The organism is Variovorax trehalosi (genome assembly GCF_051216415.1).
GTDB lineage: Bacteria > Pseudomonadota > Gammaproteobacteria > Burkholderiales > Burkholderiaceae_C > Variovorax.
The window spans coordinates 262,928-288,490 of record NZ_JBPJZG010000004.1 but is presented as its reverse complement, the minus strand read 5'-3'; the positions used below and the strand labels follow the sequence as shown (position 1 = coordinate 288,490).

Here is a 25,563-nt window from a genome sequence, read left to right as displayed (position 1 = left end):
TGCGGGTAACTGAAACGAAAACGGCGCTCGAATGGCGCCGCGATGATCTGGCCCACCTTGCGGCGGGCCCGGATCGCCGGCCTATTCGATGGCCTTGCCCATATCTTCCACTACTTTCTTCGCATCCCCAAAAACCATCATGGTCTTGTCCATGTAGAACAGCTCGTTGTCCAGGCCGGCATAGCCCGCCGCCATGGAGCGCTTGTTCACGATCACGGTCTTGGCCTTGTAGGCTTCCAGGATGGGCATGCCATAGATCGGACTGCCCTTGGTGTGCGCCGCGGGGTTCACCACGTCGTTGGCGCCCAGGATGATCGCCACGTCGGCTTGGCCGAACTCGCCGTTGATGTCTTCCATCTCGAACACCTGGTCGTAGGGCACCTCGGCCTCGGCCAGCAGCACGTTCATGTGGCCGGGCATGCGGCCGGCCACCGGGTGAATGGCGTACTTGACGGTGATGCCCTTCTCGGTGAGCTTGGCTGCAAGCTCCTTCACCGCGTGCTGCGCACGTGCGACGGCCAGGCCGTAGCCCGGCACGATCACCACGGTCTCGGCATTGCCGAGCACGAAGGCCGCGTCGTCGGCGCTGCCGGTCTTCACCGGGCGCTGCTCCTTGGCCGCGCCGCTGTCCGTGGAGGCCTCGCCGCCGAAGCCGCCCAGGATCACGTTGAAGAACGAGCGGTTCATGGCCTTGCACATGATGTAGCTCAGGATCGCGCCCGAGGAGCCCACCAGCGAACCGGCCACGATCAGCATCGCGTTGTTCAGGCTGAAGCCGATGCCCGCGGCCGCCCAGCCTGAGTAGCTGTTGAGCATCGACACCACCACCGGCATGTCGGCGCCGCCGATCGGGATGATGATGAGCACGCCCATCACGAAGGCCAGCGCCAGCATCGCGAAGAAGGCCGGCCAGCTTTCGGTGAAAACGAACACCAGGCCCAGGCCGACCGTGGCCAGACCCAGCACCAGGTTGAGCATGTGCTGGCCCGAGAACTGCACCGGCGCGCCCTGGAACAGGCGGAACTTGTACTTGCCCGAGAGCTTGCCGAAGGCGATGACCGAGCCGCTGAAGGTGATCGCGCCGATGGCCGCACCCAGGAACAGTTCGAGCCGGTTGCCGGCGGGAATGGCATAGCGCACGAAGCCGTCGAGGATGACGGCGCCGTCCGGCGTCTGCGCGCCGATGAGCGCGGCCACGGGCGCGGCCGTGATGCCGAAGGCCCAGGGCTCGGCCACGGCGGCCACGCCGATGAAGACCGCGGCCAGGCCGATCATGCTGTGCATGAAGGCGACCAGCTCGGGCATCTTGGTCATCTCGACCTTGTTGGCCATGAAGGCGCCCAGGCCGCCGCCGACCACCACGGCCGCCAGCACCCATGCGAGGCCCGTGCCGAAGTCGACGTTGAGCGAGCGCGCCTGTCCGTGGATCAGCGCGATGGTGGTCAGCACGGCGATCGCCATGCCGGTCATGCCGAAGATGTTGCCGCGGATCGAGGTGGTGGGATGCGACAGGCCCTTGAGGGCCTGGATGAAGCAGACGCTGGCAACCAGGTACAGCAGCGTGACGAGGTTCATGCTCACTTGGTGGCTCCCTCTTCAGCCTTCGGTGCGGCCTTCTTTTCTTTCTTCTTGAACATCTCCAGCATCCGCCGCGTGACGAGGAAGCCGCCGAAGACGTTCACCGCGGCCAGGGCCACGGCCAGCACGCCCATGGTCTTGCCCAGCGGCGTGGTGGTGAGCGCGGCCGCCAGCATGGCGCCCACGATCACGATCGCCGAGATCGCGTTGGTCACGGCCATCAGCGGCGTGTGCAGCGCGGGCGTGACGGTCCAGACCACGTGGTAGCCGACATAGATGGCCAGCACGAAGATGATCAGGTTGATGACTGTGTGGGAAACGGGATCCATGGCGCTTGTTCTCCTCGGCGTGTTCGCTGTTCGCTTTATTTCTTCGTGACCTGGCCGTCCTGCGTGACGCGGCAGGCGGCGACGATGTCGTCCTCGAGGTCGATCTTGAGCGCACCTTCCTTCGTGACGATGAGCTTGAGGAAGTCGAGCACGTTGCGCGCATAGAGCGCCGATGCGTCGGCCGCCACGAGCGCCGCGAGGTTGGTCTCGCCGACGATGGTCACGCCGTGCTTCACCACCGTCTTGTCGGCTTCCGACAGCGGGCAGTTGCCGCCCACGCCGTCAGGCCCCTTGCCGGCGGCGATGTCCACGATCACCGAGCCGGGCTTCATGGCCTTGACCATGTCCTCGGTGATGAGCGTCGGCGCGGCGCGGCCGGGAATGAGCGCGGTGCTGATGACGATGTCGGCCAGCGCCACGCGCTTGGCGACCTCGACCTGCTGGCGTGCAAGCCAGCTCGGGGGCATCGGCTTGGCGTAGCCGCCGACGCCGACAGCGGCTTCCTTTTCTTCATCGGTGTCGTAGGAGACCTCGATGAACTTGCCGCCCAGCGATTCGATCTGCTCCTTGACGCTCGGGCGAACGTCCGACGCCTCGATGACGGCGCCCAGGCGCTTGGCCGTGGCGATCGCTTGCAGGCCGGCCACGCCGACGCCCAGGATGACGACGCGCGCGGCCTTCACTGTGCCGGCCGCGGTCATGAGCATCGGGAAGAAGCGCTGGTAGCGGTCGGCCGCGATCATCACGGCCTTGTAGCCGGCGATGTTGGCTTGTGAAGAGAGCACGTCCATGCTCTGGGCACGGGTGGTGCGGGGGGCGGCTTCCAAGGCAAAGCCAATGACCCCAGCCGACGCCAGGCGCTGCAGGCCCGCGGCATCGAACGGATTGAGCATGCCGATGACGACGGCGCCCGACTTCATCAACCCGGCCTCGGCGTCACTGGGCGTGCGCACCTTGAGCACCATGTCGGCGGACAACGCGCCCGCCTGGTCCGTGATTTCCGCGCCGGCGGTCTGGTAAGCCGCATCGGTGACGCTGGCTGCAACGCCGGCTCCCGACTGAACACGAACGATGTGACCGGAAGCGACCAGTTTCTTCACCGTTTCAGGTGTCACGGCCACTCGGGTTTCGCCAGCCGCGGTTTCGGCAGGCACGCCTATCAGCATAGAGATCTCCTCAGGGGAAGGGGCAGCACGGAATGCGGGCAGAGCTTACAGCAAGATTACAGTTGCTCGTGTCGCAAGAATGCCGCAGCGAGTTTGCCTGCCAAGGCCCATGCATGCTATCGATATAGCTATCTAATTTATAGCGACTTCGGGTATTTGCCGGTCGGAGCCGGCAGTCTCGCCCGAAGCCCGGATCGGCGTCTTGACCCCGATCAAGAACCCATGGATCAGGGCCAATATGTAAACGACGGTGCTTCGAATAGCAGCATTTGTATTCAACTGTAGTTAACTCTATTTAGCTTCCGCTCGAAAAACGCAATTAGCGTGCATTAGTTGGAATCTCTATTTCTTACGTCAGACGCAGATAGATACACTTCTGAGCAATCGCCCGCTCACTGAGGCTGGCGAAGGGAGGAAAAGGGGATGGAATGCGTATTGCCGTACTGGACAACGGGGCGGAACAGCTCAAGTTGATCAACCACACCATGGCGGGACTCGGGCACGAGTCTCACATGTACACCGAAGGAAAAACACTGCTGCAGTCCTTGCGCAGGCAGACCTTCGACCTGCTGATCCTCGATTGGAGCCTTCCTGATATCAAGGGGCTCGACGTGGTCAAGGCCATCCGGCACGAACTCAAGAGCCGATTGCCCATCCTCTTCGTGACCGACAGGCGCGACGAAGCCGACATGGTCGAAGCTCTCAACAGCGGAGCCGACGACTTCATGGCCAAGCCCATTCGGGCCGGTGAGCTGGAGGCCCGCGTCAACGCGCTGTTGCGCCGCTCCTATCCCGCGAAGCACGAGTCCGAACTGGTTTTCGGCCCCTACCACTTCTACCCGCCTTCGCGCCTGCTGAAGGTCCGGGGCAAGCCGGTCGAACTGAAGAACCGCGAGTACGAACTGGCGCTGTTCCTGTTCCAGAACCTGGGGCGCCTGCTCTCCCGCGAACACCTGCACGAGGCGGTGTGGGGGCTGGGCGTCGAGGCGCTCTCGCGCTCGCTCGACACCCACGTGTCGCGCCTGCGGACCAAGCTCGACCTTCGCCCCGCGAACGGCTTCCTGCTGCTGGCCATCTACGGCCTGGGCTACCGGCTCGAAACGATCGAGGCGAACACCCTGCCCGCAACCGCCTCGCGATAGCACCGGCGCACGCGGCGCACCATGGCGCCCACGCTACAGGCCGGGAATCTCCGCGGCGCTAAAGTCTCCAACCGCGTCCCGCAACAAGGAATGAGACGATGAATCGCATGACCCGGCGGCTGCTCGCCATCACGCTGCTCTGGAGCAGCTTCATCGGCCTGGCCGCCGCACAGGACATCGTCGAGGCCAGCGACATGGTGCGCGGCGGCATGCAGGCGATCCAGATGATCGACCAGGGCAAGGCCGGCGAACTCTGGGACGGCGCCACGCCAGCCACCCGCAAGCGCGTGACCCGCGTCGATTTCACGGGCAAGGTCGCCGGCAGCCGTGCATCGCTCGGCGCGCCCCAGCAGCGCACCTGGGTGGCGGTCAACCGCCAGGTCGTGGCCGACGCCGATGCGGACACGGCCGGCCAGTACGTCAGCGTCGAGTACGAGACCCGCTTCGCCAACAAGCCCGACGGCACCCTGCGCGAACTCGTGAGCTTCCACCTCGACCGCGACCGCACCTGGCGCTTCAGCGGCTACGTGCTGCGCTAGCCAGCCATGGCTGCGCGCTGGAAGCCCAACGTCACCGTGGCCGCGGTGATCGAGCAGGACGGCCGCTTCCTGCTGGTCGAGGAGCACGCCGCCGACGGCCTCATGCTCAACACGCCCGCGGGCCACCTCGATCCCGGCGAATCGCCGGCCGAAGGGTGCATCCGCGAGACGCTCGAGGAAACCGCCCACCATTTCACGCCCACCGCGCTCGTCGGCATCTACATGGCACGTTCGCGGCCACAGGCCGAGCAGGGAGAAGACGTGACCTACATGCGCTTCGCCTTCGCCGGCGTGCTCGGCGCCAAGGAAGAAGGCCGCGCGCTCGACGAAGGCATCGTGCGCACGCTGTGGATGACGCCCGATGAAATCCGCGCCAGCGTGGCGCGGCATCGCAGCCCGTTGCTGCTGCAGTGCATCGAAGACTACCTGGCCGGCCAGCGCCATCCGCTCGACCTGGTCCACATCGACGGATCGGTGCGGACCTCGCCGGTCAGAGGCTGAGGCAATTCGGCGTGACCGCTCAGCCTCTCAGACGATGACGCCGCCCCCGAGGCAGCGCTCGCCGTCGTACAGCACGGCCGACTGCCCCGGCGTCACGGCCCACTGCAATTCGCCGAAGCGCAGGCTGAAAGCGCCGTTGGCACCGTCGGAAAGTTCGCAGCCCGCATCGGCCTGCCGGTAGCGCGCCTTCGAGCCGTAGCTGCCCGCGGCGGGCGCCTCGCCGGACACCCAGCTCGCATCGTCCGCGTTCAAGGCCGACGACAGCAGCCACGGATGGTCGTGACCCTGCACCACCCAGAGCGTGTTCTTCTCCACGTCCTTGCGCGCCACGAACCACGGCGAATGGTCGCCCGATCCGCGCTGCGCGCCCTTTTCCTTGACGCCGCCGATGCCCAGCCCCTGCCGCTGCCCCAGCGTGTAGAAGCTCAGCCCCTGGTGCTCGCCGAGCTTGCGGCCGCGGTCGTCCTTGATCGGGCCCGGCTCCTTGGAGATGTAGCGGTTCAAAAAATCGCGGAACGGCCGTTCGCCAATGAAGCAGATGCCGGTCGAGTCCTTCTTCTTCGCGTTGGGCAGGCCGATTTCTTCGGCGATGCGGCGCACCTCGGTCTTGTGCAGTTCGCCGACCGGGAACAGCGTCTTCGAGAGCTGCGCCTGGTTCAGGCGATGCAGGAAATAGCTCTGGTCCTTGGCCGGGTCGAGCCCCTTGAGCAGCTCGTGCCGGCCGGCGGCCTCGTTCAGGCGCACGCGCGCGTAGTGGCCCGTGGCGATCTTCTCGGCGCCCAGGCGCATCGCGTGGTCGAGGAATGCCTTGAACTTGATCTCGGCGTTGCACAGCACATCGGGGTTGGGCGTGCGGCCGGCCTTGTATTCGCGCAGGAACTCGGCGAACACGCGGTCCTTGTAGTCGGCGGCGAAGTTGACATGCTCGATCTCGATGCCCAGCACGTCGGCCACGCTGGCGGCGTCGATGAAGTCGATGTTCGACGAGCAGTATTCGCTGTCGTCGTCGTCTTCCCAGTTCTTCATGAAGATGCCGACCACCTCGTGCCCCTGCTGCTTGAGCAGGTGCGCGGTGACGGCGGAGTCCACCCCGCCGCTCAGTCCGACCACGATCCGTTGCTTTGCCATAAGCCCGCCATTGTCCCAGCCCTGGGGTAGCGGCTTGCGGCGTGGGGGAAATCCGCCCCGGATGCGGCGAAGTGCGCCCTAGCGGATGCCGGCCAGCAGCTCGTAGGAGCGCAGCCGCGCCGCGTGGTCGAACACCTGCGAGGTGATCATCAGCTCGTCGGCCCCGGTGCGCGCGACGAAGGCCTCCACGCCCTGGCGCACCGTCTCGACCGAGCCGACCGCCGAGCACGAGAGCACCGAGTCGAGCAGCGCGTTCTCGGCCGGGCCCACCTTCTGGCGGTAGTTCTCCACCGGCGGCGGCAGGCGGCCGGGCCGGCCGCTGCGCAGGTTCACGAAGGCCTGCTGCCACGAGGTGGCGCGAAATTCGGCCTCCTCGTCGGTGTCGGCCGCGAACACGTTGAAGCCCAGCATCACGTACGGCTTCTTCAGCTGCGCCGAGGGCTTGAAGGTCTCGCGGTAGATCTGGATGGCCTGCATGATCTGCTGCGGCGCGAAGTGCGAGGCAAACGCATAGGGCAGGCCCAGGTGCGCCGCCAGCTGCGCGCCGAAGGTGCTGGAGCCGAGGATCCACACCGGCACCTCGAGCCCCTCGCCGGGCACGGCCCGCACGGGCTGCTGCGGCGTCTTCGACATGAAATCCATCAGCTCGACCACGTCCTGCGGGAACTGGTCGGCGTCCGATTCGAGGTTGCGGCGCAGGGCGCGCGCGGTGCGCTGGTCGGAGCCCGGCGCCCGTCCGAGCCCCAGGTCGATGCGCCCCGGGTACAGCGAGGCCAGCGTGCCGAACTGTTCGGCGATCACCAGCGGCGAATGGTTCGGCAGCATCACGCCGCCGGCGCCGATGCGGATCGACGAGGTGCCCGCCCCGATGTACGACAGCAGCACCGCCGTCGCCGCACTCGCGATGCCCGGCATGCCGTGGTGCTCGGCGAGCCAGTAGCGCGTGTAGCCTAGCTTTTCGCCGTGCTGCGCCAGCGAGAGCGAGTTGCGGAACGACTGCGCGGCGTCGCTGCCCTCGGTGATGGGGGAGAGGTCGAGGATCGAGAACGGAATCATGGGCGCCATCATGGCGCGAAGCGCCCGCCGCCGCCGCCGCAGGGGCTATTCGGTTTGGTATAGCGTCGTCACGCTCGCGAAGTCCCGGCCGTTCTGCGTGATGTCCACCTGGAACGGCACGCTTTCGCCCGGCGCGATGGCCGGCAGGTTCTCCACCATCTTGAAGCCGGTGAGCTGCCCGTTGCGGTCGCGCAGGCTCACCCACAGCCGCACCTTGCCGATGATGGCGTTGCCCGGGTTCTTCACGCTGCCCGTGACCTCCACGCTCTTGTAGGTGAAGCGCTGGCTGAAGTTCAGCAGCACGCTGCCGAGCTCCGCCTTGGTGCCGGTCACCTTCACTTCGAGCGGCTTGCGCGGCCCCGGCAACGCGGCGCGGCGCATCGGCTTCCATTCGATGCGGGTCGAGGTGAAGCGCTCCATGTCCTCGGGCTCCAGGAAGATCGGGAAGCGCTCGCCCGGATAGAGGTAAGCGAGCCCCGTGATGTTCGTCGTGCCATGCGCCTTGCTGCCGCTGAAGCGCGAGATCACGCCGCCCGGCGCGAGCACGATCGCATCGGTGCTGCGGTTGACCAGCTCGCCGAGAAAGAGCCGCTGCTGGATGTTGTTGCGCCCGTCGACCAGCGGCAGCAGTTCGAGATCCTTCGGATCGAAGCGCTCGCTGTCATCGGCCAGCAGGTCTTCGGTGCCCAGGCGCAGGTCGGGGTTGAAGCTTTCCGGCCCGGCCGCGGTGCGGATCACCCGGTCGGCGTTGAGCACCGGCGTGCGCGAACCGGACGCCTCGACGAGGTTGTAGCCGATGCGGTAGTCCCAGGCCGCGATCGCCGCCGCACGGCCAAAGCGGGCGACGCTCACGTCCACCGACGTCTGCGCGCCGGGCTTGAGCTCGCTCGCCTGCGCATAGCCATGGCCGAAGCCGATCACCTGTCCGGCGTCGTCGTACAGCGTGGCGAGCACGTCGATGCCGCCGACGATGGCCGCGTCCTTGCGCGTGTTGTCGATGCGGCCCACCAACCGCACGCGGTCGCCTTGCTGCACCAGGCGCACGCGCGAGAAGGTCATGCGCGGCCCCTCCACCGCGTTGTAGGGCTCGGCGAGTTTCTGCACCTGCAGCGTCTGCCGCGTCACGTTCTTCCCGTTCGGCATGTCGATCAGCGTGGGCGCGCTCTCGCCCGGCTCCAGCACGAAGGTCGGCAGCGTCTCGGTGCGCTCGTCGACCTTGCTGTCGCCGTCGTAGTAGGTCGCCCGGATGCCCGCACGCGACAGCGGCTTGCCGGTCTCATTGCGCGCCACCACCAGCAGCTTGGGCTGTGCCGAACTGCCGCTGCCCACCAGCACCTGCCGCGGCTCACCCAGCTTCAGGCCGTCCTCCGGGATCGTGCGGTCGACGATGGCGGCCACCACGGGCCGCGCATCGGCGGGGCTGCGCGACGCGATCAGCAGCTCGGCGATGCGCGCCACCAGCACCACGGCCAGCACGACGGCAATACCGATGCCGACCTTGCGCAGCATCAGCTTCTGCCGCAGTGCCTCTTCGGCCGCAAGCCGCCGGCCCGCTTCGTTCTTGACCTGGTTCAGCACCCGTTCGAGGCGGTCGGAGACGTTGTCTTCCACCAGCGTGACCGAGCCGCAGTGATCGCAGGTGTATTCATTGAGGCCGGTGCGCTTGAGCACGCTGCTGCCGCATTCGCCGCACTTGAGCGTCTGGAGATCGATGGTCATGAAGCGCTTTCGTCGTTCTTGTTGTCGTCGTCCGCGTGGTAGGCATTCTTCAATGCCGCACGCAGACCCTCCACATCGCCCGCCGCCACTTCGCGCACGCCGGGCAGTCCGGCGAGGCCGCAGGCGCTCGATGCCACCACCGGCAGGCCGGCCGCCAGGGCGCGCAGCAGCGCGCGCGGTGCGTGCTCGATGTGCGCGGGCAGCACCACCACGCGGGCGCCGCTCAAGCCGTCGACCCGCCAGTGCATGTGCTCGACGCTGTCGATGCCGCGCCAGAGCTGCGCATCGTCCGACGGCGATCCGAGCACGCGCAGGCGGCACGGCCAGCCTTGCAGCGCCGCGGCCAGTTCGCGCGCGCCCTTTCGCGCGAGCGCACTCGCGGCGAACACGATCAGCGGTGGCGCGGCAACCGCAACATCGATGCCGCGAGCGGCAGGCAGCATCCAATCGAGCCGCAACGATGCCGCCCGCGGCGCCATCGCGGCCAGATGCGCGCCCACCCCGGCATGCGGCGTGACCACCATCTCAGCCCGCACCAACGCCGCGGCCTCGGCCTGCACGAACGCGGCATCCGCACGAAAGTCGCGCAGCGTGGCGTCGTCGGGCCAGCGTCGTGCGGCCGCATCGAGCCGGCGTTCGATCTCCGCCATCGGCAAGGCGCTGGCCAGCACCGTGGTGCGGCGGCCGTCGAGCGCGCCGAGCTGCTGCAGATGCGGCAGCAGCGCTTGATCGATCACGAGTTGCGTGTGCTCGGGCTTCAGGCGTGCGGCGAAGGCCAGCGCCAGCCAGCGTTGCCCGTCGATCAGGCTGCCCTGCCGCCGGCCCGCGTGCCGCGCCCAAAGACGCTGCCACACGGTGCGGCGCAGGCTGGTCCACCACGGCGACTGAACGGAGGCGGCGCCATCCGCGACGGCTTCCCTGCGCCAGCCCGTGGCCGGCCCGGCGCGCCAGAACGCAAGCCGCAGCGGCACCGGCTGCATGCGGTCGGCGCCGGCATGGTGTTCGCCGAGATAGCGCGCGAACTCGGGCGTCCATGCATCGAGCAGGACGGCCGTGCGCCCCTGTTGCGCCACGGCAGGGAGCGAGCGATGCCGGAAGCAGGCCGTCTGGTCGCAGCTGAGGCAGCCACGCGCCAGCGGCAGTGGCGCTGCAGTGCTGGCGCCCTCTTCCCCCGCTCGTCGCAGCGCCATCGGCACAGCGGGCATCGCGAGCGGCGAGCGCGCGCGGATGCGCAGCACCAGCTCGTCGGAAGTCAGCTCGACCTCGAGCCGCCACGCGTGCTTTGCGCGCAGCTTGAGATCGACGTAGTTCCAGAACACCGTCGCATCCACGGCATCGCCCGGCGCATCGGCGGCCTGTTCGATGCGCGCCGTGTGCCCGTGGCGCTCCACCAGTTCGAGCCCGGCGCGGGACGCCACGGTGGCGAGCGCATTCGAGAGTTGGCAGAGGCCCCCGGCCAGCGTGGGCACCACGCAGCCGCCGCGCAGTTCGCGGCCCTGCACGAAGCCGCGCGAAGCGCTCGGCCGGCCCAGCTGGCGCCAGAAGCTCAGCAGTTCGCCGGCCGGCACCTCGATGGCGTCGAAGGCACCGCGCGCCACGCGCAGGTTCTGCACCTTGCCGGCCACCAGGGGAAATTCGTCCGCGCGTCCGTCGGACCACAGCGGGGTGCGGTACTGCGCGAGCACCGGCGCGTCGGCCAATGCATGGGCATCGCCATGCCAGCGCCGGGCTGAAGGCCGCAGCGCCTCGCGCAGCGCGTGGGCACTGGCCAGCAGACGGGAGCGCAGCCAGAAATCGATGGCCTCGATGCGGCGCGGCGGCTGCCAGGCCCGCACGCTCACACCGAAGGGCCTCGCTTGCGCCATTGGCCGAGGTCGACCTCGATGCGTTCGTTGATGTTGCCGCTCCAGTGCGCCTCGAAACCGGCCGCGCGCAGTAGCTCGACGATGCGGTGGCCGATCACCACGGTGTTGGCCTCGCGCTGCTCGATCTCGGGAATCATCCCGCCGCTGAATGCCAGATGCAGACGGCCGGTGTGCACGGCCGTGTCCAGGTCCTGCGAGTGATAGAAGCAGCAGCCCCGAATGCCGGAGGCGAGGCGCCCCGCCGCACGCCAATGCTCGCGCACGTCGTCGTGGCCGTCGGAAAGCGTGTTGCCGGCGCGGTGCAGGGCGATGACCTTTTCGCTGCGCAGCTGGGCGAACACGGCTTCGAGCCGGTCGTACTCGGTCTCTGCCGGCCACTCGGCCTCGGCCGCGTGCTTGGCGGCGCAGATGCTGGCCGCCTCGGCCTTGACCCAGGCCCTGTCTTCGCTCGTGAGCTCGTCGGGGTCGAGATACTCGTCGGTGATCATCCACTCGACATCGGCATCGGGATAGAAGCCGCACCACACCAGATCGTGAATGCGTCCGCGCGTATCTTCAGGGGCTAGTGTTAGAGCCATGCGTGTTGGGTTGTCGCGTCACGGGCGACGGGTCATGCTTTCATTTTTCCTGGCGGAAACGTCGTCGTATTTTCGCGTGTCCGCACCACAGTGGCGCAGTAATGCGAAAGCATGAAGTCGGGAGGTCATCCCTTCCGCGTCGCCATCATGATTGATGCGCTGCGGCAAGGCAATGCGCCTTTTGGCCCCCTCGCCGTCCGCCGCACGGCCGGCCTGCACGAACTTTCGGCCTGGTGGCGCACCGGCATGGGGCCACATGGAAACGCCGGATGCATGGCTATGCTCGTCGCCTCTTCCATGGCCCGCCTTCATCCGTCCGTCGCACGCATCGCCCATCTGTCCACGCAGACGCCGGGGTACGGGTACGTCTCGCCCGATGGACGCTACCAGGCGGTGGAGGTCGGCGGCGACACGTTGATCGTCGATCTGCGGGAACGGCTGATGCACCGGGCGCCCGGCGTGTACCCGCGCGGCTTCGAGGAGGCGGCGGCCGATGGCGCGAAAGGCACCACGCTGCGGGTGGAAGGCGAGGAAACCGCCACCGCCTACCTGCCGGCGTGGGCCGATCTCCAATGGATTGCGCTGGAAAACGCAGCCGACGACTTCTGGACACCATGGCCCGATCCTCGATCGGCCAGCCTGCCACCGGTCGATGAAACGCTGCCCACCGAATGGACCTCCGATGCACCGCAAGCCATGGAACGCGTGCGCAGATCCATCGGCGACTGGGTGGCGTGGCTCATTGCGCTTGCGTTGCTGGCCTTTTTCGCGGTCTTCGGCCTCAGGGCGATGACCTGGGCGCTGGCCGGCGGGTGGCAGTGGCTCTGGATGGCGGTCGGCCTGCCGGTGTTCGCGATGTTCTCGGTGCTGACGGTGGTGTTCGTCGCCACGACCTGGCGCGAGCGGCGCCGCGTGCGCGTGGCATTGAGCGGCATGTCGCTGGAACGCGGGGAAGGCTTTCGCGTCGGCGAGCCGCTCGAACTGCGCCTGCTCGCGACCGTGCCCGAGGCCCACAGCGGCGAGCGCACGGTGGCGCCGGAGCGCATCGCCGTGCGGCTGATGCGGCGGGCGGTCCACAGCGAAACCGATGGCCACTGGACCCTGGCGGACGAATGCTGCGACGAGGCGGTTGCCGTGCGCGACGACACGACGCGCGCCGGCCGGGTGCTCTATGGGTGCGAGCTTTGCGCGCGCCCCGCTCCCAACGACGCGCCGGCGCAGTGGTTCGTCACGCTGCACGAAGCGGCCGGGCCGGACAGCGCGCCCTTCGTCCTCGCCGGCCTGCGGCTGCTGGCCGCGCGCTGACCCAGGCGTCCGAAACGAGACGACAAGAAAAAGCCGGCCCCTGCTTTCGCAGGGCCGGCTTCGACAAGAGCTGGTGCTCCTGGAGGATTACAGCGGCAGTGCGTCGCCGCGAGCGGCAGCGCGGGCTGCGGCGCGGACGGCATTGCGGTCCACGGTGCTGGCGACCAGCGGAGCCACGCCAGCCGATGCGCCTTCGGCGTACGGGTCGGCGCTGTGTGCGGCGGCAACGGCTTCCGAACGGACGGCAGCGCGGCTGGTCGACGAGACGAACACTTGCGCAGGACCTGCATTGGCGCCGGTGGCGTACGGGTTGGCGCTGTGCGCGGCAACCACGGCCTGGCTGGCGACGTCGGCGCGGCTGGCGGCCGAGGTCAGTTGGTGCACGCCGTCATAGCTTTCAGCGTGGGCGGCACCGGCAACAGCCATCAGGGCAACAGCAACGGCGGAGAGGATCTTCGAGGCGGTCATTTGGATTTCCTTCAATTCAGTTCAGTTTTTGCTTCGGATGATTTCGAACCGGTCTTGGGTGGGTCACCGTCCCTCCGGGGGCGGCCACCTCGCTCGGGGCCCTGTTCACCCAGATCGGCTTGGGGGCCGTCTGTGGATGTATTGTGCGACGCCATCTACGTGAAAACCCTTAGCAAAAGGAACCGCGGCGTTCACGGAACGGAAACAATCAATGCTCAAAGGTCAGCGAACTTCGGTTTGACCTACAGTTCGCGCATGGAAACGACGCCTCTCCCGCCCCTTGCCTCCTGGGGCACGCCGGACTCGGTCTTCGACCTGCTGGAAGGCACTTGGGACATGGACCGCACGATCGAGGGCAAGGCCACGATGGTCGGGACCGCCCGGTTCGCGCGGCTCGACACCGACCAGCTGAAATACCGCGAAGAGGGCCGGATTCAGTTGCCCGATGGGCAGGCGTTAGACGGGCACCGGGAGTACGTCTTCGAACGCAGCCCGGACGGTTTCTCGGTCTTCTTCGCCGAGACCCCGCTGCGCCTCTTCCACGCCATCGCCATCGTGCGAGAAGGCGACGAACTCGTGGGATCGGCCGGCCACCTCTGCATTGCCGACCAGTACGACAGCGTCTACCGGTTCCGTGCGGACGGCTCGTTCGTCATCGAGCACCTGGTGAAGGGCCCGCGCAAGGACTACCTCTCGCGCACCGTGTTCAAGCGGCGCGGCCTGTAGCGATCCGTCAATCCCGGTCGAGCCGCCAGCTCGGCATGCCGCGCATCACCGTCTGCACGAGCATGGCGCAGATGCCGCACTTGATGAGGTCGCCGGGAATGAAGACCAGCATCGCCAGCGCCGCCTGCGTGAGCGACATGTGGGCGATCAGCGAGAGCCCCACGATGCCGAAGGCATAGACCACGACGATGCCGCCGACCACCGACGCGAAAAACGCCGCGGCCAGCAGCCCCTTGCCGGTCGCGCCGGCCATGCGGCGCATCAGGAGGCCGCAGGCAAAGGCGCCGAACATCCAGCCAAACAGGAAGCCCCCGGCCGGCGCGACGAACACCGCCAGCCCGCCGCGCCCGCCCGGCAGCAGCGGCAGTCCGAGCGCCACCGCCAGCAGGAACAGCGCAATCGCGAAGAAGCCGCGCCGCGGCCCCAGCAGGCAGCCGGCCAGCATCACGCCCAGCGACTGCAGCGTGATCGGCACGCCGAACGGCAGATCGACCTTCGGGATCAGGCCGAACACCGCCATCAGTGCGGCGAACAGCGCGATGTACGAGAGCGAGCGGGACGAGGTGATGGAGCCGGTGGTGGTCATGTCGGATTCGGAAGAGGGGTGTTCGTCGGATTCTGCGCCGCGCGCGGGCTAGCGCCCCAGCCGCGCAGCCAGCGCATCGGCCACCCGTTCGGCGGTCTGCAGCGTGCGGATGGTCAGTGGCGCCAGCAGCCGCAGCCCGCCGCCGTGGCCCGCGCGAGCGCGGTAGGCGTCGTCCAGACGCTGCCACTGCACATAGAAGTTCTCGGCAAAGCGAAGCATCAGGCCGATGCCGAGAGCGATCCGCTCGGTCGGCACGCCGAAGCGCTGCAGCGGCTGCATCACGGTCTCGAGCACGGCCAGCAGGTCTTCGAAGCGCGTGGTGAGCGTCAGCATCAGCGCGAGCACGGTCGCGCTGGCCAGGCGCAGCGCGCTCGCCACGCCGAGCAAGGTCGTTCCCAGGAACCAGTGAAAGCCCACGATCAGCGCGCAGGCGATCGCGATGCCCGCCAGCATCCGCACACGCAGCCACGCCGTGCGGCCGAGCGATGCGAAGAGCAGCAGCACCACGATGCACGCGATGCCCAGGTGCACGGGCCGCTCGACCAGCACCAGCAGCGTGCCGCACACCGACAGCACCGCGAGCTTGACCCACGCCGGCAGCGCGTGCATCCAGGTCGGATGCGACGAATAGAGGCTACGCACGGCCGGCGCCCCGCTCGGCCTCGGCGCGCTGGCGCACGTTCTCGGCATAGGCCTCGCAGACTTCGCGCCCCGGCCCGTCGGCGCGCACCCTGCCCTGTTCGAGCCACAGCACGCGCTCGAAGTCGTATACGTGTTCGAGCAAGTGCGTGGAGACGACGATCTGCTGGCCGGTGGCTTCGAGCTGCGCCGCCAGCCGCGCCTGGCTCAGCAGGTCGAGGCTCGCGAAGGGCTCGTCGAGCAGCAGCGTGGCGGGCTGGCCGATCTGCAGCGCGAGCAGGCACACCTGCTGCCGCTGCCCCTGGCTGAGTTCGCCGATGGCGCGCCCGGCCCACGCCGCGAGCCCGCGCTGCGCCAGAAACTCACGCGCCCGCTCGCGTGCCACGTGCCGCGTTTCACCGCGCGCGGTGAGGCTGAACGCAAGCTCCTCGGCCACGGTGGGAAAGATGATCTGGTCGTCGGGGTTCTGGAACATCAGCCCCACATGCTGCGAGAGCTGGCGGCGGTCGGCCTGGGCCCCCTGTGTATCGCAGCCATGCACCACGACGCGCCCCTGCTGCGGCTGGTCGAGCCCGCTGATGAGGCGGAACAGGCTGCTCTTGCCAGCGCCGTTGTCGCCGACGAGGCCGATGCGCGCTTCGTCGAGGCTGAGCGTCAGGCCGTCGAAAACGCGCTGTTCGCCGCGAACCAGCGTGACCGATTCGAGGCGGATGCTGTACGGGACGAGGGGGTCGGTAGGGGTCGGCTGCGGCAAGGGGTCGCCACTGTACCCCAAGCCCTTCCTGCGCCTTTCTCAGGCCGCGCTGAAAAAAAATGCGTTGACCTCGCCTGCGGACAGCATCCCCGCGCCCATCGCACGAAAGCCGGCGTCGCTGCCGTCGAAGGCCTCGACGGCGATGCGGTCGAGCAGTCCGAGCGCCGCCTGCAGCGGGCCGCAGCCCAGGCTGATGCGGCGCGCGCCGGCACCTGCGAGCACCACGACCGACGGCGCCTGGCTGTGGCCGGCATAGACGTTCACCGGCAACGGCACCTCGGCAGCGAGACCTGCGATTTCATCGAGCTTCGACATGCCCGGCACGAAGATGCCGTCGGCGCCGGCCGATGCGTAGAGCCGGGCGCGCCGCAGCGTGTCTTGGTAGCGGGCGGCGGGATCGTCGTTGGCGACGAAATAGGTGTCGGTGCGGGCGTTGATGAAGAAGCGCGCATCGAGCCGGCGCAGCGCCTCGATGCGTTCGCACAGGATCTCCGGCGGCGCGAGCTCCCGCGTTCCGGGCAGCGTGCCGTCTTCGATGTTCACGCCGACCACGCCCATGTCGATGAGCGCGCGCACCACCTCGCATACGGCCTGCGTGCTGTCGCCGAACCCGCGTTCGATGTCGACGGTGACTGGCAGGCTGGTCACGCGGCAGATGCGCGCGGTGGCCGCGAGCAGTTCGTCCACCGGCATGCGCTCGCCGTCCGAATAGCCCAGCGCCCATGCGATGCCTGCGCTGGTGGTGGCGATGGCCTTGGCCCCGGCGCGCTCGACGATGCTCGCGCTGACCGCGTCCCACGCGTTCACGAGCACCAGGGGCGCGGGGCCTGCATGCAGCCGGTGGAAGGTTTCCGTTCGCTGTTGTCTTGTTTCGATGGAGGGCATGGTGTGTCGTCTGGATCGATGGATATGAGAAGGAGCGTAGCGGCGCCCAGCCCCTGGAACTTGGAGAAAACTGCGGCCCGGCGCGCTGCGGCTACAGTAGTCGCCCCGAATCGAAGGAACATCAGCCATGGGCGCACAGTGGAAAGCAAAGCACAAGGACCTGGCCGCCAATGCCAAGGGCCGCCTGTTCGGAAAGCTCGCCAAGGAAATCATGATGGCCGCGCGCAACGGCGCCGACCCGGCCTCCAATTCGCGCCTGCGGCTGGTGGTGGAGCAGGCCCGCAAGGTCTCGATGCCCAAGGACACGCTGGACCGGGCCATCAAGAAGGGTGCGGGCCTCACGGGCGAAGCGGTGCATTTCGAACACGTGATCTACGAAGGCTTCGCGCCCCACCGCGTGCCGGTGATGGTCGAGTGCCTCACCGACAACGTGAACCGCACCGCGCCTGAAATGCGCGTGCTGTTCCGCAAGGGGCAACTGGGCACCTCGGGCTCGGTATCGTGGGATTTCGACCACGTCGGCATGATCGAAGCCGAGCCCGCGAATGCGACGGCCGACGCCGAAGTCGCCGCCATCGAGGCCGGTGCGCAGGACTTCGAGCCGGCTGGCGAAAGCAACGCCGCCGTGTTCCTGACCGACCCGACCGACCTGGACCTCGTGAGCCGCGCGCTGCCGGCGCAAGGCTTCACCGTGCTGTCGGCCAAGCTCGGCTACAAGCCGAAGAACCCGGTCGATCCGGCGAGCCTGAGCGCCGCGGACCTGGAGGAAGTCGAAGTCTTCCTCGCGGCCATCGACGCGAACGACGATGTGCAGAACGTGTACGTGGGCCTGGCGGGCTGAAGCCCTCTGCTGTTGTTGCGGGAGATGCAAGTGACGAGCCCCGACGCATCGACCGCCCGCACCCTCGCCGGCAAGTGCCTGTGCGGCGCCGTCCACTACGCGGTGGCCGACGAATTCACCTATGCCCTCAACTGCCACTGCGCGGACTGCCGGCGCGCGACGGGCTCGGCCTTCAAGCCCTTTGCCGGCATCGAACGGCACAAGCTGGCGCTCACGCAGGGCGCGGACCAGATCCTGATCCACGGCGAGGCAGACGCCGGCGACATCCACTGCGGCAAGTGCGGCTCGTTCCTTTATTCGGTGGTGCGCGAGGGCATGTTCGTGCATGTCACCCTGGGCACGCTGGTCGACGATCCGGCCATCCGCCCCAGCGCGCACATCTTCGTCGGCTCGAAGGCGCCTTGGTTCACCATCCACGACGACCTCCCCCAGCACCAGGGGCACGCGGGCGCCGACTGAGCGCGGGCTTCAAGCCTTCCGCGGCTTGCGCTGCAGCGGCAGCCACAGCGTGAACAACGTGCCCGTCGGCCCCGAGCGCCAGCTGACGCCCCCGCCTACGGCCTGCGCGCGGCGCAGCTGGTTCTGCATGCCGCGCCCGCCGGCCTCGGCCATCGCCTTGTCGACGTCGAAGCCCTGGCCGTTGTCCTGGATGGTCACGCGCACGCCGTCGGCCTCGGGCATGGTGCCCACGCGGATCTCGGTGGCACGCGTGTGGCGCAGGATGTTGGCGATGCTCTCCTGCACGATGCGCAGGATATGCAGCGCGCTGGTCGGGTCGAGCCAGTCGATCGGCGGGATCTCCTGCACCTCCCAGCGCAGCACGACGCCGGAGCCCTCGAGCCGGGGACCGAGGCGGTAGCGCAGCGTGGCCAGCAGGAGCAGCAGGTCTTCCTCGAGCGGCTCCATCGAATCGATGGTGAGCTTCAGGTCGTCCAGACAGCTTCTGAGGATGTGCGACACCTTCTCGTCGCTGAGGCGCCCGTTCTCCACCGAACGGATCGCGCTGATGAGCGATGAGCCCAGGCCATCGTGCATGTCCTGCATCAGCCGCTGGCGCTCGTCGCCGATGGTCTGGCGCTTCTCCACCTCGCGCAGCCGGCGGTGGCTCTGCTCGAGCTCGGCCTCGCGGGCCTGCAGGCGCTCGGCGAGGCTGGCGTTGACCAGCTCCACCTCGGCGATGGCGTTGACGTAGCGCCGGTACATCAGCGTGCCGAAGACTGCGAAGGTCACGGCGTTGGTGTAGGACCCCAAATACCAACCCTCGGGGCTCGCGAAGTTGTTCTGCAGCAGCCAGTCGGACAGGCCCAGCAGCACGCACACACCGATACCGGCTGCCACCAATCGGCCCTCGTTCGAGCGGCGCCAGGCGCTGATGCCGCCCACCAGCGCAACGGCACCTCCCATGAAGGCCGCACCGATGTAGATGATCGGTGTGACCTGCGGGGTGTTCGTCAAGATGCCGAGGCCCGGCAGCGTCAGCACGCCGATCAGCGCGGTCCAGCCGACCACGCCGTACGTCAGCCACTTGAGCCGGCGGCCGTGCAACTGGCGCAGCGCGAAGTGCACCACCGCGACCAGCCAGAACAGCGAGTTGACCGTGAGCCACGCGAACCAGTCGTTGGCCACCGGCAGGCCTACGTAGAAATGCAGGCTGCGCAGGAACGAGGTGGTCGCGAGGTTGAAGAAAAGCAGGTAGCCGGTTTCGTGCCGGCGCCGGAACCACACGAACAGCGCGAACAGGCCCACGGCCATGAAGGCAGCGCCGAGCATGGCGGGCAGGTCCTGCTGGAACCACAGGCGCTTGTCATAGCGGTCCTTCAGCGAATCGACCGGGCCCAGCCACAGCGAGGACACCGCCACCTGTGCATTGCGGGTGTGCTCCAGGCGGATGAGGATTTCCTTCAGCGGCACCGCATCGGGCGTCTTCTCGATCACCACCCACAGCGGCGTGCGGGTGCTGTTCCACAGCGGCCCGTTCTCCTGCGCGCGGTGGACCAGCCGGCCGTCGGCATACACCGCGATGGTGCCGTCGGTCTTGATGCGCACGCCGTACAGCGCGAGCGGACCGGTGGAAACGGGCAGGTCGCGCACCGACACGCGCAGCCAGGTGGTGCGCGTCGCGCTGGCGATGAAGCGGCCGTCGGCCTGGCGCAGCAGCGCGATGGGCAGGGACAGGGGCAGCTCGATGGGCTGCCAGGTGTCGGGTAACGCCCGGCTGTCCATGACGATCGAGGGTTCGCGAAAGCCCGGCGCCTCGGTGACCTGCCAGTCGGCGTGGGTGATCCGGGTCGCCGGCACGCCCGGCGCGGCGGAGGGGCCGCCGAAGAAGACGATCATGACCGCCAGGAGGGCGATGGAGACGGCCAGCACCACGTTGGCCCAGAGGGGAGCCGCGCGGTATTTCGAGAAGCCGTCGAAGAACCACGCATGCAGTTGGCGCACCACGGGGAAGTTCATCGGGGCGCGGACTGCGGGACGGGGTTCAAGTTATTGCCGGGGACGAGGATGTCCGGGGCAAGACGCATGACCGAAGCGGCAATGAGGGGGCTTCGGTCATGCAGGAGAGAGCCGTCGGATCAGAACGGGATGTCGTCATCCATGTCGTCGAAGCCCGACGACGACTTGGCCGGTGCCTGGCGCGGCGCGGCCGAGGGCGCCCGGGGTGCCGCAGCCGGAGCGCGGGGAGCGTAACCGCCGCCGCCGCCACCATTGCCACCCTGCGAGTAGCCACCGCCCCCGCCGCCTTGCGAATACCCGCCGTCATCTTCCGGACCGCCCGACGGGCCGCCCTGGCCCTGGCGGCTGCCCAGCATCTGCATCTGGTCGGCGCGGATTTCGGTGGTGTACTTTTCGATGCCGTCCTTGTCGGTCCACTTGCGCGTGCGCAAGGAGCCTTCGACATAGACCTGCGAGCCCTTGCGCAGGTACTGGCCGGCGATTTCGGCCAGGCGGCCGTTGAAGACGATGCGGTGCCACTCTGTGGCTTCGCGCATTTCGCCGCTTTGCTTGTCTTTCCAGCGATCGGTGGTGGCCACTGTGACGTTCGCGACCTGGTCGCCGCTCGGGAAGGTACGCATTTCGGGGTCGCGCCCCAGATTGCCGACGACGATGACTTTATTGACCGATGCCATATGCACTGCCCCTGATAAGTAGATGAAGGAGGAGGAAAAAGAACCGGAGATTGTGCCCCAAGGCAGCCGGCCGGAGCCTGCGCCATCGCGCCCGGATGCCAGAATGGACCGCACCGATGAACCGAGAACCCGACTTTTTCGAGCATCTGCGCGCCGAGCTGCGCGGCGGCCGCGTCTGGCTCGACCGGGCCATCGTGTTGGGCTACGCCATTGCGGCCGGGCTCTTCGTGGTGGGCTTCACCTTCGCGAGCGACTGGGTCTTCGGCCAGTTCCACGCCTTCTACCGCACCTGGCCCTGGGCCGTGCTGCTGACGACGCCGCTCATCACCGCGGGCGTCGTCTGGGCCACGCTGCGGTTCTTTCCCGGCGCGGGCGGCTCGGGCATTCCGCAGATCAAGGCAGCACTGCACCCGGCGCTGCCCGAAGAACGGCGCTTCGTCTTCGCGTCGCTCCGGCTCACGGTCGCCAAGATCGGCCTGGGCGTGGCCGGCTTCGCGGCGGGCCTGTCGATCGGACGCGAGGGGCCTTCAGTGCAGGTCGCGGCCGGCGTGATGCAGCACGCGCGGCGCTGGCTCTCCCCCAACACCGCCATCGACGGGCGCGCGCTGCTGGTGGCCGGCGGGGCGGCCGGCATCGCGGCGGCCTTCAACGCGCCGCTCGCGGGCGTGGTGTTCGCCATCGAGGAGCTGTCGGGGCGGCTGGAGGCGCGCTCCAGCGGCCTGATCATCACGGCCATCGTGCTGGCGGGCCTGGTGGCGGTGTCGGCCTTCGGCAATACCAGCTACTTCGGCGTGATCCGCGTGCCACGCCTGGGCTGGGACGCGCTCGGGCCCGGCCTGCTGGTCACCCTCTTGAGCGGCGCGGCCGGCGGATTGTTTGCACGGCTCCTGACCGCTTCGCTGACCGGGGCGCCGGGGCGCTTCAACCGCTGGCGGGCGCGCTTTCCGGTGCGCTTCGCGGCCTGCGGCGGGCTGGCGGTGGCGGTCATCGGGCTGGCGACGGGCGGCGTCACCTTCGGCGCGGGTTCGGAGGCGGTCAAGCAGATGCTGCAGGGCCACGACGAACTGACGCCGCTCTACACGGTGCTGAAATTCATCGCCACCTGGCTCACGGCCTGGTGCGGCGTGCCGGGCGGCATCTTCGCGCCTTCGCTGTCGATCGGCGCGGGCATCGGCGACGCGGTGGCCCGGCTGGCCAGCAGCGACCTGGGACCGGCGCTCATCGCCATGGGCATGGCCGGCTTCCTGGCCGCGGTGACCCAGGCCCCGCTCACCGCATTCATCATCGTGATGGAGATGGTCGACGGCCATTCGATGGTGCTCAGCCTGATGGCCGCGGCCATGCTGGCCAGCCTGGTCTCGCGGATGATCAGCCGGCCGCTGTACGACACGCTGGCCGAGTACATGGTGGGCAAGGCGATCGGCAGCTCGGAACCCGTGCATCCGCCGCCGGAAGCCCCCACGCCCGAACCGCCGGAACCCGCCCGCTCGCCATGAAATCGCCGGCGGTCTATCATGTCCGGTTGCCCTCGGACGATCGCCCCCTTGAATTCCAAAGCCACTGAAGACTCCGCGGAGCGCGCACGCGACGCGGAAATCGAACGCGACACCTACCTCGGCGCGGTGCTGGCGCAGCAGCGCATCAGCATCCGCGGTGCGCGCACCCACAACCTGAAGAACGTCGATCTCGACATTCCGCGCAACAAGCTGGTGGTGATCACCGGCCTGTCGGGCTCGGGCAAGTCGAGCCTGGCCTTCGACACCCTGTATGCCGAAGGGCAGCGGCGCTACGTCGAGAGCCTCTCGGCCTATGCGCGGCAGTTCCTGCAGCTCATGGACAAGCCCGATGTGGACGTGATCGAGGGCCTGTCGCCCGCGATCAGCATCGAGCAGAAGGCCACCAGCCACAACCCGCGCTCCACCGTGGGCACGGTGACCGAGATCCACGACTACCTGCGCCTGCTGTACGCGCGCGCCGGCACGCCCTACTGCCCCGACCACCACCTGCCGCTGCAGGCGCAGACGGTCTCGCAGATGGTCGATGCGACACTGGCCATTCCCGACGAGCCGCGCCTGATGATCCTCGCGCCCGTGGCGCGCGAGAAAAAAGGCGAATTCCTCGAACTCTTCGCCGAGATGCAGGCTGCGGGCTACGTACGCTTTCGGGTCGACGGCCAGACCTACGAATACAACGATCTCCCCAAGCTCAAGAAGACCGAGAAGCACGACATCGACGTGGTCATCGACCGCCTGCGCGCGCGCCCCGACATGCAGCAGCGCCTGGCCGAGAGCTTCGAGGCCGCGCTGCGCCTGGCCGAAGGCCGGGCGATTGCGCTGGAGCTGGGCGCCGAAGGTGTCGCCGACAAGGAGCACCTGTTCAACGCCAAGTTCGCCTGCCCGATCTGCCATTACTCGCTCTCGGAACTGGAGCCGCGCCTCTTCTCGTTCAACTCGCCCGTGGGCGCGTGCCCGAGCTGCGACGGCCTCGGCCACCGCGAGGTGTTCGACCCGGCGCGCGTCGTCGCCTTCCCGTCGCTGTCGATTGCCAGCGGCGCCATCAAGGGCTGGGACCGCCGCAACGGCTATTACTTCAGCATGATCGAGAGCGTCGCGAAGCACTACAAGTTCGACGTCGACGCACCCTTCGAATCGCTGCCCGCCTCGGTGCAGCAGGTGCTGCTGAACGGCTCGGCGGCCGAAGAGATCAAGTTCAACTACACCATGGAGTCGGGCAACTTCGCGGGCAAGAAGCTCACGAAGAAGCATCCCTTCGAGGGAATCATTCCCAACATGACGCGGCGCTACCGCGAGACCGATTCGGTGATGGTGCGCGAGGACCTCGCACGCTTTCGCAACCTGCAGCCGTGCCCCGACTGCGGCGGCTCGCGCCTTCGGCGCGAGGCGCGCAATGTGTTCCTGGTGGATGAATCAGCACGCCCGGCCGATGGCGGCGAGCCGCCGCGCATGGCGATCTTCGAGCTGAGCCACCTCACGCTGCGCGATTCGCTCGCCTGGTTCCAGACGCTCAAGCTGCGCGGCGCCAAGGCCGACATCGCCGACAAGGTGGTGCGCGAGATCGGCCTGCGCCTGAAATTCCTCAACGACGTGGGCCTCAACTACCTGAGCCTGGACCGCAGCGCCGAGACGCTCTCGGGCGGCGAGGCGCAGCGCATTCGCCTGGCCTCGCAGATCGGCTCGGGCCTCACGGGCGTGATGTACGTGCTCGACGAGCCCAGCATCGGCCTGCACCAGCGCGACAACGACCGGCTCATCGGCACGCTGAAGCACCTGCGCGACATCGGCAACAGCGTGATCGTGGTCGAGCACGACGAGGACATGATCCACGCCGCCGACCACGTGATCGACATGGGCCCCGGTGCCGGCGTGCACGGCGGCCGCGTGATGGCGCAGGGCACCTATGCCGAGGTGTCGGCCAACCCCGATTCGCTCACCGGCCAGTACCTCTCGGGCACGAAGAAGATCGAAGTGCCGAAGCACCGCACCGCGTGGCTGCCGGCCGTGAAGAAGCCGGCTTTCAACGAAGGCAAGAAAGCCTCGCGCTTTCCACAGAGCCCCGCGGCCGAGCGTCGCGCGGCGCGCGAAGCAGCGCACATCGCTTCGCAGACCGACCTGCAGGAGATCCGCGTGGTCGGCGCCACCGGCAACAACCTGAAGAAGGTGAGCGTGGCCTTCCCGGTCGGCCTCCTGACCTGCGTGACCGGCGTCTCGGGCTCGGGCAAGTCGACGCTGGTGAACGACACGCTTTACACCGCCGTAGCGCGCACGCTGTACCGCGCACATGAAGAACCGGCCGCGCACGAGTCGGTCGAGGGCATCGAGTACTTCGACAAGGTCATCAACGTCGACCAGAGCCCCATCGGCCGCACGCCGCGCAGCAACCCGGCCACCTACACGGGCCTCTTCACACCCATCCGCGAGCTGATGGCCGAGACCAACACCGCGCGCGAGCGCGGCTACGGCCCGGGCCGGTTCAGCTTCAACGTGGCGGGCGGGCGCTGCGAGGCCTGCCAGGGCGACGGCGTGGTGAAGGTCGAGATGCACTTTTTGCCCGACGTGTACGTGCCCTGCGAGGTCTGCCACGGCCAGCGCTACAACCGCGAGACGCTCGAGGTCCAGTACAAGGGCAAGAACATCGCGCAGATCCTGGAGATGACGGTCGAGACCGCGCACGAGTTCCTGAAGGCCGTGCCGACCATCGAGCGCAAGCTGCGCACGCTGCTGGACGTGGGCCTCTCGTACATCAAGCTCGGCCAGTCGGCCACCACGCTCTCGGGCGGCGAGGCGCAGCGCGTGAAGCTCGCGCTCGAACTCAGCAAGCGCGACACGGGCCGCACCCTCTACATCCTGGACGAGCCGACGACCGGCCTGCACTTCGCCGACATCGAGTTGCTGCTGAAGGTGCTGCACCAGCTGCGCGACGCGGGCAACACCATCGTCGTGATCGAGCACAACCTGGATGTCATCAAGACGGCCGACTGGCTCATCGACATGGGCCCCGAAGGCGGCGCCGGCGGCGGCACGGTGGTGGGCGAAGGCACGCCCGAGGACATCGCGGCGAACGAAGCGAGCCACACGGGGCGTTACCTGAAGCGTTTGCTGTAAGCCTC

24 protein-coding genes are annotated in these 25,563 nt (G+C 68.0%); 9 read left to right on the top strand and 15 right to left on the bottom strand.

Translation table 11 applies throughout. The annotated features are described in order from the left end of the window. Window positions 1-81 precede the first annotated feature (81 nt). Genes ACSFA7_RS17000 through ACSFA7_RS16990 form a run of 3 tightly spaced genes read right to left on the bottom strand, consistent with a single transcriptional unit; the run spans window position 82 to window position 3,073 of the window. On the bottom strand, window positions 82-1,581 hold the full coding sequence (locus ACSFA7_RS17000; RefSeq protein ID WP_435500465.1) for an NAD(P)(+) transhydrogenase (Re/Si-specific) subunit beta: 1,500 nt from the start codon (window positions 1,579-1,581) through the stop codon (window positions 82-84). Further along, window positions 1,578-1,907 (bottom strand): NAD(P) transhydrogenase subunit alpha part 2, encoded by a 330-nt coding sequence (locus ACSFA7_RS16995; RefSeq protein WP_435500464.1) that lies wholly within the window; start codon window positions 1,905-1,907, stop codon window positions 1,578-1,580. The genes ACSFA7_RS17000 and ACSFA7_RS16995 overlap by 4 nt, the downstream gene beginning before the upstream one ends. A gap of 35 nt (window positions 1,908-1,942) precedes the next feature. Further along, window positions 1,943-3,073 (bottom strand): Re/Si-specific NAD(P)(+) transhydrogenase subunit alpha, encoded by a 1,131-nt coding sequence (locus tag ACSFA7_RS16990; protein WP_435500463.1) that lies wholly within the window; start codon window positions 3,071-3,073, stop codon window positions 1,943-1,945. Window positions 3,074-3,501: 428 nt separating this feature from the next. Between ACSFA7_RS16990 and ACSFA7_RS16985 the strand changes: the two genes are divergently transcribed. From ACSFA7_RS16985 to ACSFA7_RS16975, 3 genes are all read left to right on the top strand, one after another. Continuing rightward, the gene (locus ACSFA7_RS16985; RefSeq protein ID WP_435500462.1) at window positions 3,502-4,215 is read left to right on the top strand and encodes a response regulator transcription factor; all 714 of its coding nucleotides are present in this window, start codon (window positions 3,502-3,504) and stop codon (window positions 4,213-4,215) included. A 98-nt stretch (window positions 4,216-4,313) separates the two neighbouring features. Beyond that, on the top strand, window positions 4,314-4,754 hold the full coding sequence (locus ACSFA7_RS16980) for a DUF4019 domain-containing protein (protein ID WP_435500461.1): 441 nt from the start codon (window positions 4,314-4,316) through the stop codon (window positions 4,752-4,754). 6 nt (window positions 4,755-4,760) lie between these two features. Further along, on the top strand, window positions 4,761-5,255 hold the full coding sequence (locus ACSFA7_RS16975; protein WP_435500460.1) for an NUDIX hydrolase: 495 nt from the start codon (window positions 4,761-4,763) through the stop codon (window positions 5,253-5,255). Between the two features lie 27 nt (window positions 5,256-5,282). Here ACSFA7_RS16975 and mnmA read toward each other — a convergent pair whose 3' ends face one another. From mnmA to ACSFA7_RS16950, 5 genes are all read right to left on the bottom strand, one after another. Next, window positions 5,283-6,383: a tRNA 2-thiouridine(34) synthase MnmA gene (mnmA, locus tag ACSFA7_RS16970; protein WP_435500459.1), complete on the bottom strand. Its 1,101-nt coding sequence runs from the start codon at window positions 6,381-6,383 to the stop codon at window positions 5,283-5,285. Window positions 6,384-6,461: 78 nt separating this feature from the next. Beyond that, window positions 6,462-7,439, bottom strand: coding sequence for an LLM class flavin-dependent oxidoreductase (locus tag ACSFA7_RS16965; RefSeq protein ID WP_280810541.1), 978 nt, complete (start codon window positions 7,437-7,439; stop codon window positions 6,462-6,464). 45 nt (window positions 7,440-7,484) lie between these two features. Beyond that, window positions 7,485-9,158, bottom strand: coding sequence for an FxLYD domain-containing protein (locus ACSFA7_RS16960; RefSeq protein ID WP_435500458.1), 1,674 nt, complete (start codon window positions 9,156-9,158; stop codon window positions 7,485-7,487). Next, the gene (locus ACSFA7_RS16955; protein WP_435500457.1) at window positions 9,155-11,023 is read right to left on the bottom strand and encodes a VanW family protein; all 1,869 of its coding nucleotides are present in this window, start codon (window positions 11,021-11,023) and stop codon (window positions 9,155-9,157) included. Before ACSFA7_RS16955 ends, ACSFA7_RS16960 begins: the two co-directional genes overlap by 4 nt. Further along, the gene (locus ACSFA7_RS16950; protein ID WP_435500456.1) at window positions 10,996-11,601 is read right to left on the bottom strand and encodes a DUF6891 domain-containing protein; all 606 of its coding nucleotides are present in this window, start codon (window positions 11,599-11,601) and stop codon (window positions 10,996-10,998) included. Before ACSFA7_RS16950 ends, ACSFA7_RS16955 begins: the two co-directional genes overlap by 28 nt. Window positions 11,602-11,874: 273 nt before the next feature. Between ACSFA7_RS16950 and ACSFA7_RS16945 the strand changes: the two genes are divergently transcribed. Beyond that, complete coding sequence (locus ACSFA7_RS16945; RefSeq protein WP_435500455.1) at window positions 11,875-12,906, top strand: hypothetical protein; 1,032 nt, start codon at window positions 11,875-11,877, stop codon at window positions 12,904-12,906. A gap of 87 nt (window positions 12,907-12,993) precedes the next feature. Here the strand turns inward: ACSFA7_RS16945 and ACSFA7_RS16940 are convergent, their stop codons facing one another. Next, window positions 12,994-13,374, bottom strand: a complete 381-nt coding sequence (locus ACSFA7_RS16940; RefSeq protein WP_013538875.1) for a hypothetical protein — start codon at window positions 13,372-13,374, stop codon at window positions 12,994-12,996. A 255-nt stretch (window positions 13,375-13,629) separates the two neighbouring features. Between ACSFA7_RS16940 and ACSFA7_RS16935 the strand changes: the two genes are divergently transcribed. Further along, window positions 13,630-14,100, top strand: coding sequence for a DUF6314 family protein (locus ACSFA7_RS16935; RefSeq protein ID WP_435500454.1), 471 nt, complete (start codon window positions 13,630-13,632; stop codon window positions 14,098-14,100). 7 nt (window positions 14,101-14,107) lie between these two features. Here ACSFA7_RS16935 and ACSFA7_RS16930 read toward each other — a convergent pair whose 3' ends face one another. The 4 genes from ACSFA7_RS16930 to ACSFA7_RS16915 are packed head-to-tail and all read right to left on the bottom strand — an operon-like array spanning window position 14,108 to window position 16,964. Next, complete coding sequence (locus ACSFA7_RS16930) at window positions 14,108-14,686, bottom strand: biotin transporter BioY (protein ID WP_206176828.1); 579 nt, start codon at window positions 14,684-14,686, stop codon at window positions 14,108-14,110. 48 nt (window positions 14,687-14,734) lie between these two features. Then, the gene (locus tag ACSFA7_RS16925; RefSeq protein WP_435500453.1) at window positions 14,735-15,328 is read right to left on the bottom strand and encodes an energy-coupling factor transporter transmembrane component T family protein; all 594 of its coding nucleotides are present in this window, start codon (window positions 15,326-15,328) and stop codon (window positions 14,735-14,737) included. Next, window positions 15,321-16,079: an energy-coupling factor ABC transporter ATP-binding protein gene (locus ACSFA7_RS16920; protein WP_435500452.1), complete on the bottom strand. Its 759-nt coding sequence runs from the start codon at window positions 16,077-16,079 to the stop codon at window positions 15,321-15,323. Before ACSFA7_RS16920 ends, ACSFA7_RS16925 begins: the two co-directional genes overlap by 8 nt. 39 nt (window positions 16,080-16,118) lie before the next feature. Continuing rightward, window positions 16,119-16,964, bottom strand: coding sequence for an isocitrate lyase/PEP mutase family protein (locus ACSFA7_RS16915; protein ID WP_435500451.1), 846 nt, complete (start codon window positions 16,962-16,964; stop codon window positions 16,119-16,121). Window positions 16,965-17,091: 127 nt separating this feature from the next. On the opposite strand from ACSFA7_RS16915, the gene ACSFA7_RS16910 reads away from it, so the two are divergent. Next, the gene (locus ACSFA7_RS16910; RefSeq protein WP_435500450.1) at window positions 17,092-17,805 is read left to right on the top strand and encodes a YebC/PmpR family DNA-binding transcriptional regulator; all 714 of its coding nucleotides are present in this window, start codon (window positions 17,092-17,094) and stop codon (window positions 17,803-17,805) included. A gap of 30 nt (window positions 17,806-17,835) precedes the next feature. After that, on the top strand, window positions 17,836-18,264 hold the full coding sequence (locus tag ACSFA7_RS16905; RefSeq protein ID WP_435500449.1) for a GFA family protein: 429 nt from the start codon (window positions 17,836-17,838) through the stop codon (window positions 18,262-18,264). Window positions 18,265-18,273: 9 nt separating this feature from the next. Here ACSFA7_RS16905 and ACSFA7_RS16900 read toward each other — a convergent pair whose 3' ends face one another. Both ACSFA7_RS16900 and ssb read right to left on the bottom strand, forming a co-directional pair. Continuing rightward, the gene (locus tag ACSFA7_RS16900) at window positions 18,274-20,262 is read right to left on the bottom strand and encodes a sensor histidine kinase (RefSeq protein ID WP_435500448.1); all 1,989 of its coding nucleotides are present in this window, start codon (window positions 20,260-20,262) and stop codon (window positions 18,274-18,276) included. 119 nt (window positions 20,263-20,381) lie between these two features. Next, window positions 20,382-20,936, bottom strand: coding sequence for a single-stranded DNA-binding protein (gene ssb, locus ACSFA7_RS16895; RefSeq protein WP_206179318.1), 555 nt, complete (start codon window positions 20,934-20,936; stop codon window positions 20,382-20,384). A gap of 116 nt (window positions 20,937-21,052) precedes the next feature. On the opposite strand from ssb, the gene ACSFA7_RS16890 reads away from it, so the two are divergent. Both ACSFA7_RS16890 and uvrA read left to right on the top strand, forming a co-directional pair. After that, on the top strand, window positions 21,053-22,432 hold the full coding sequence (locus ACSFA7_RS16890) for a chloride channel protein (RefSeq protein WP_435500447.1): 1,380 nt from the start codon (window positions 21,053-21,055) through the stop codon (window positions 22,430-22,432). An 18-nt stretch (window positions 22,433-22,450) separates the two neighbouring features. Continuing rightward, a complete protein-coding gene (uvrA, locus tag ACSFA7_RS16885; protein WP_435500446.1) occupies window positions 22,451-25,558 on the top strand; it encodes an excinuclease ABC subunit UvrA in 3,108 nt (1,035 codons plus the stop codon). The last annotated feature ends 5 nt before the right edge of the window (window positions 25,559-25,563 follow it).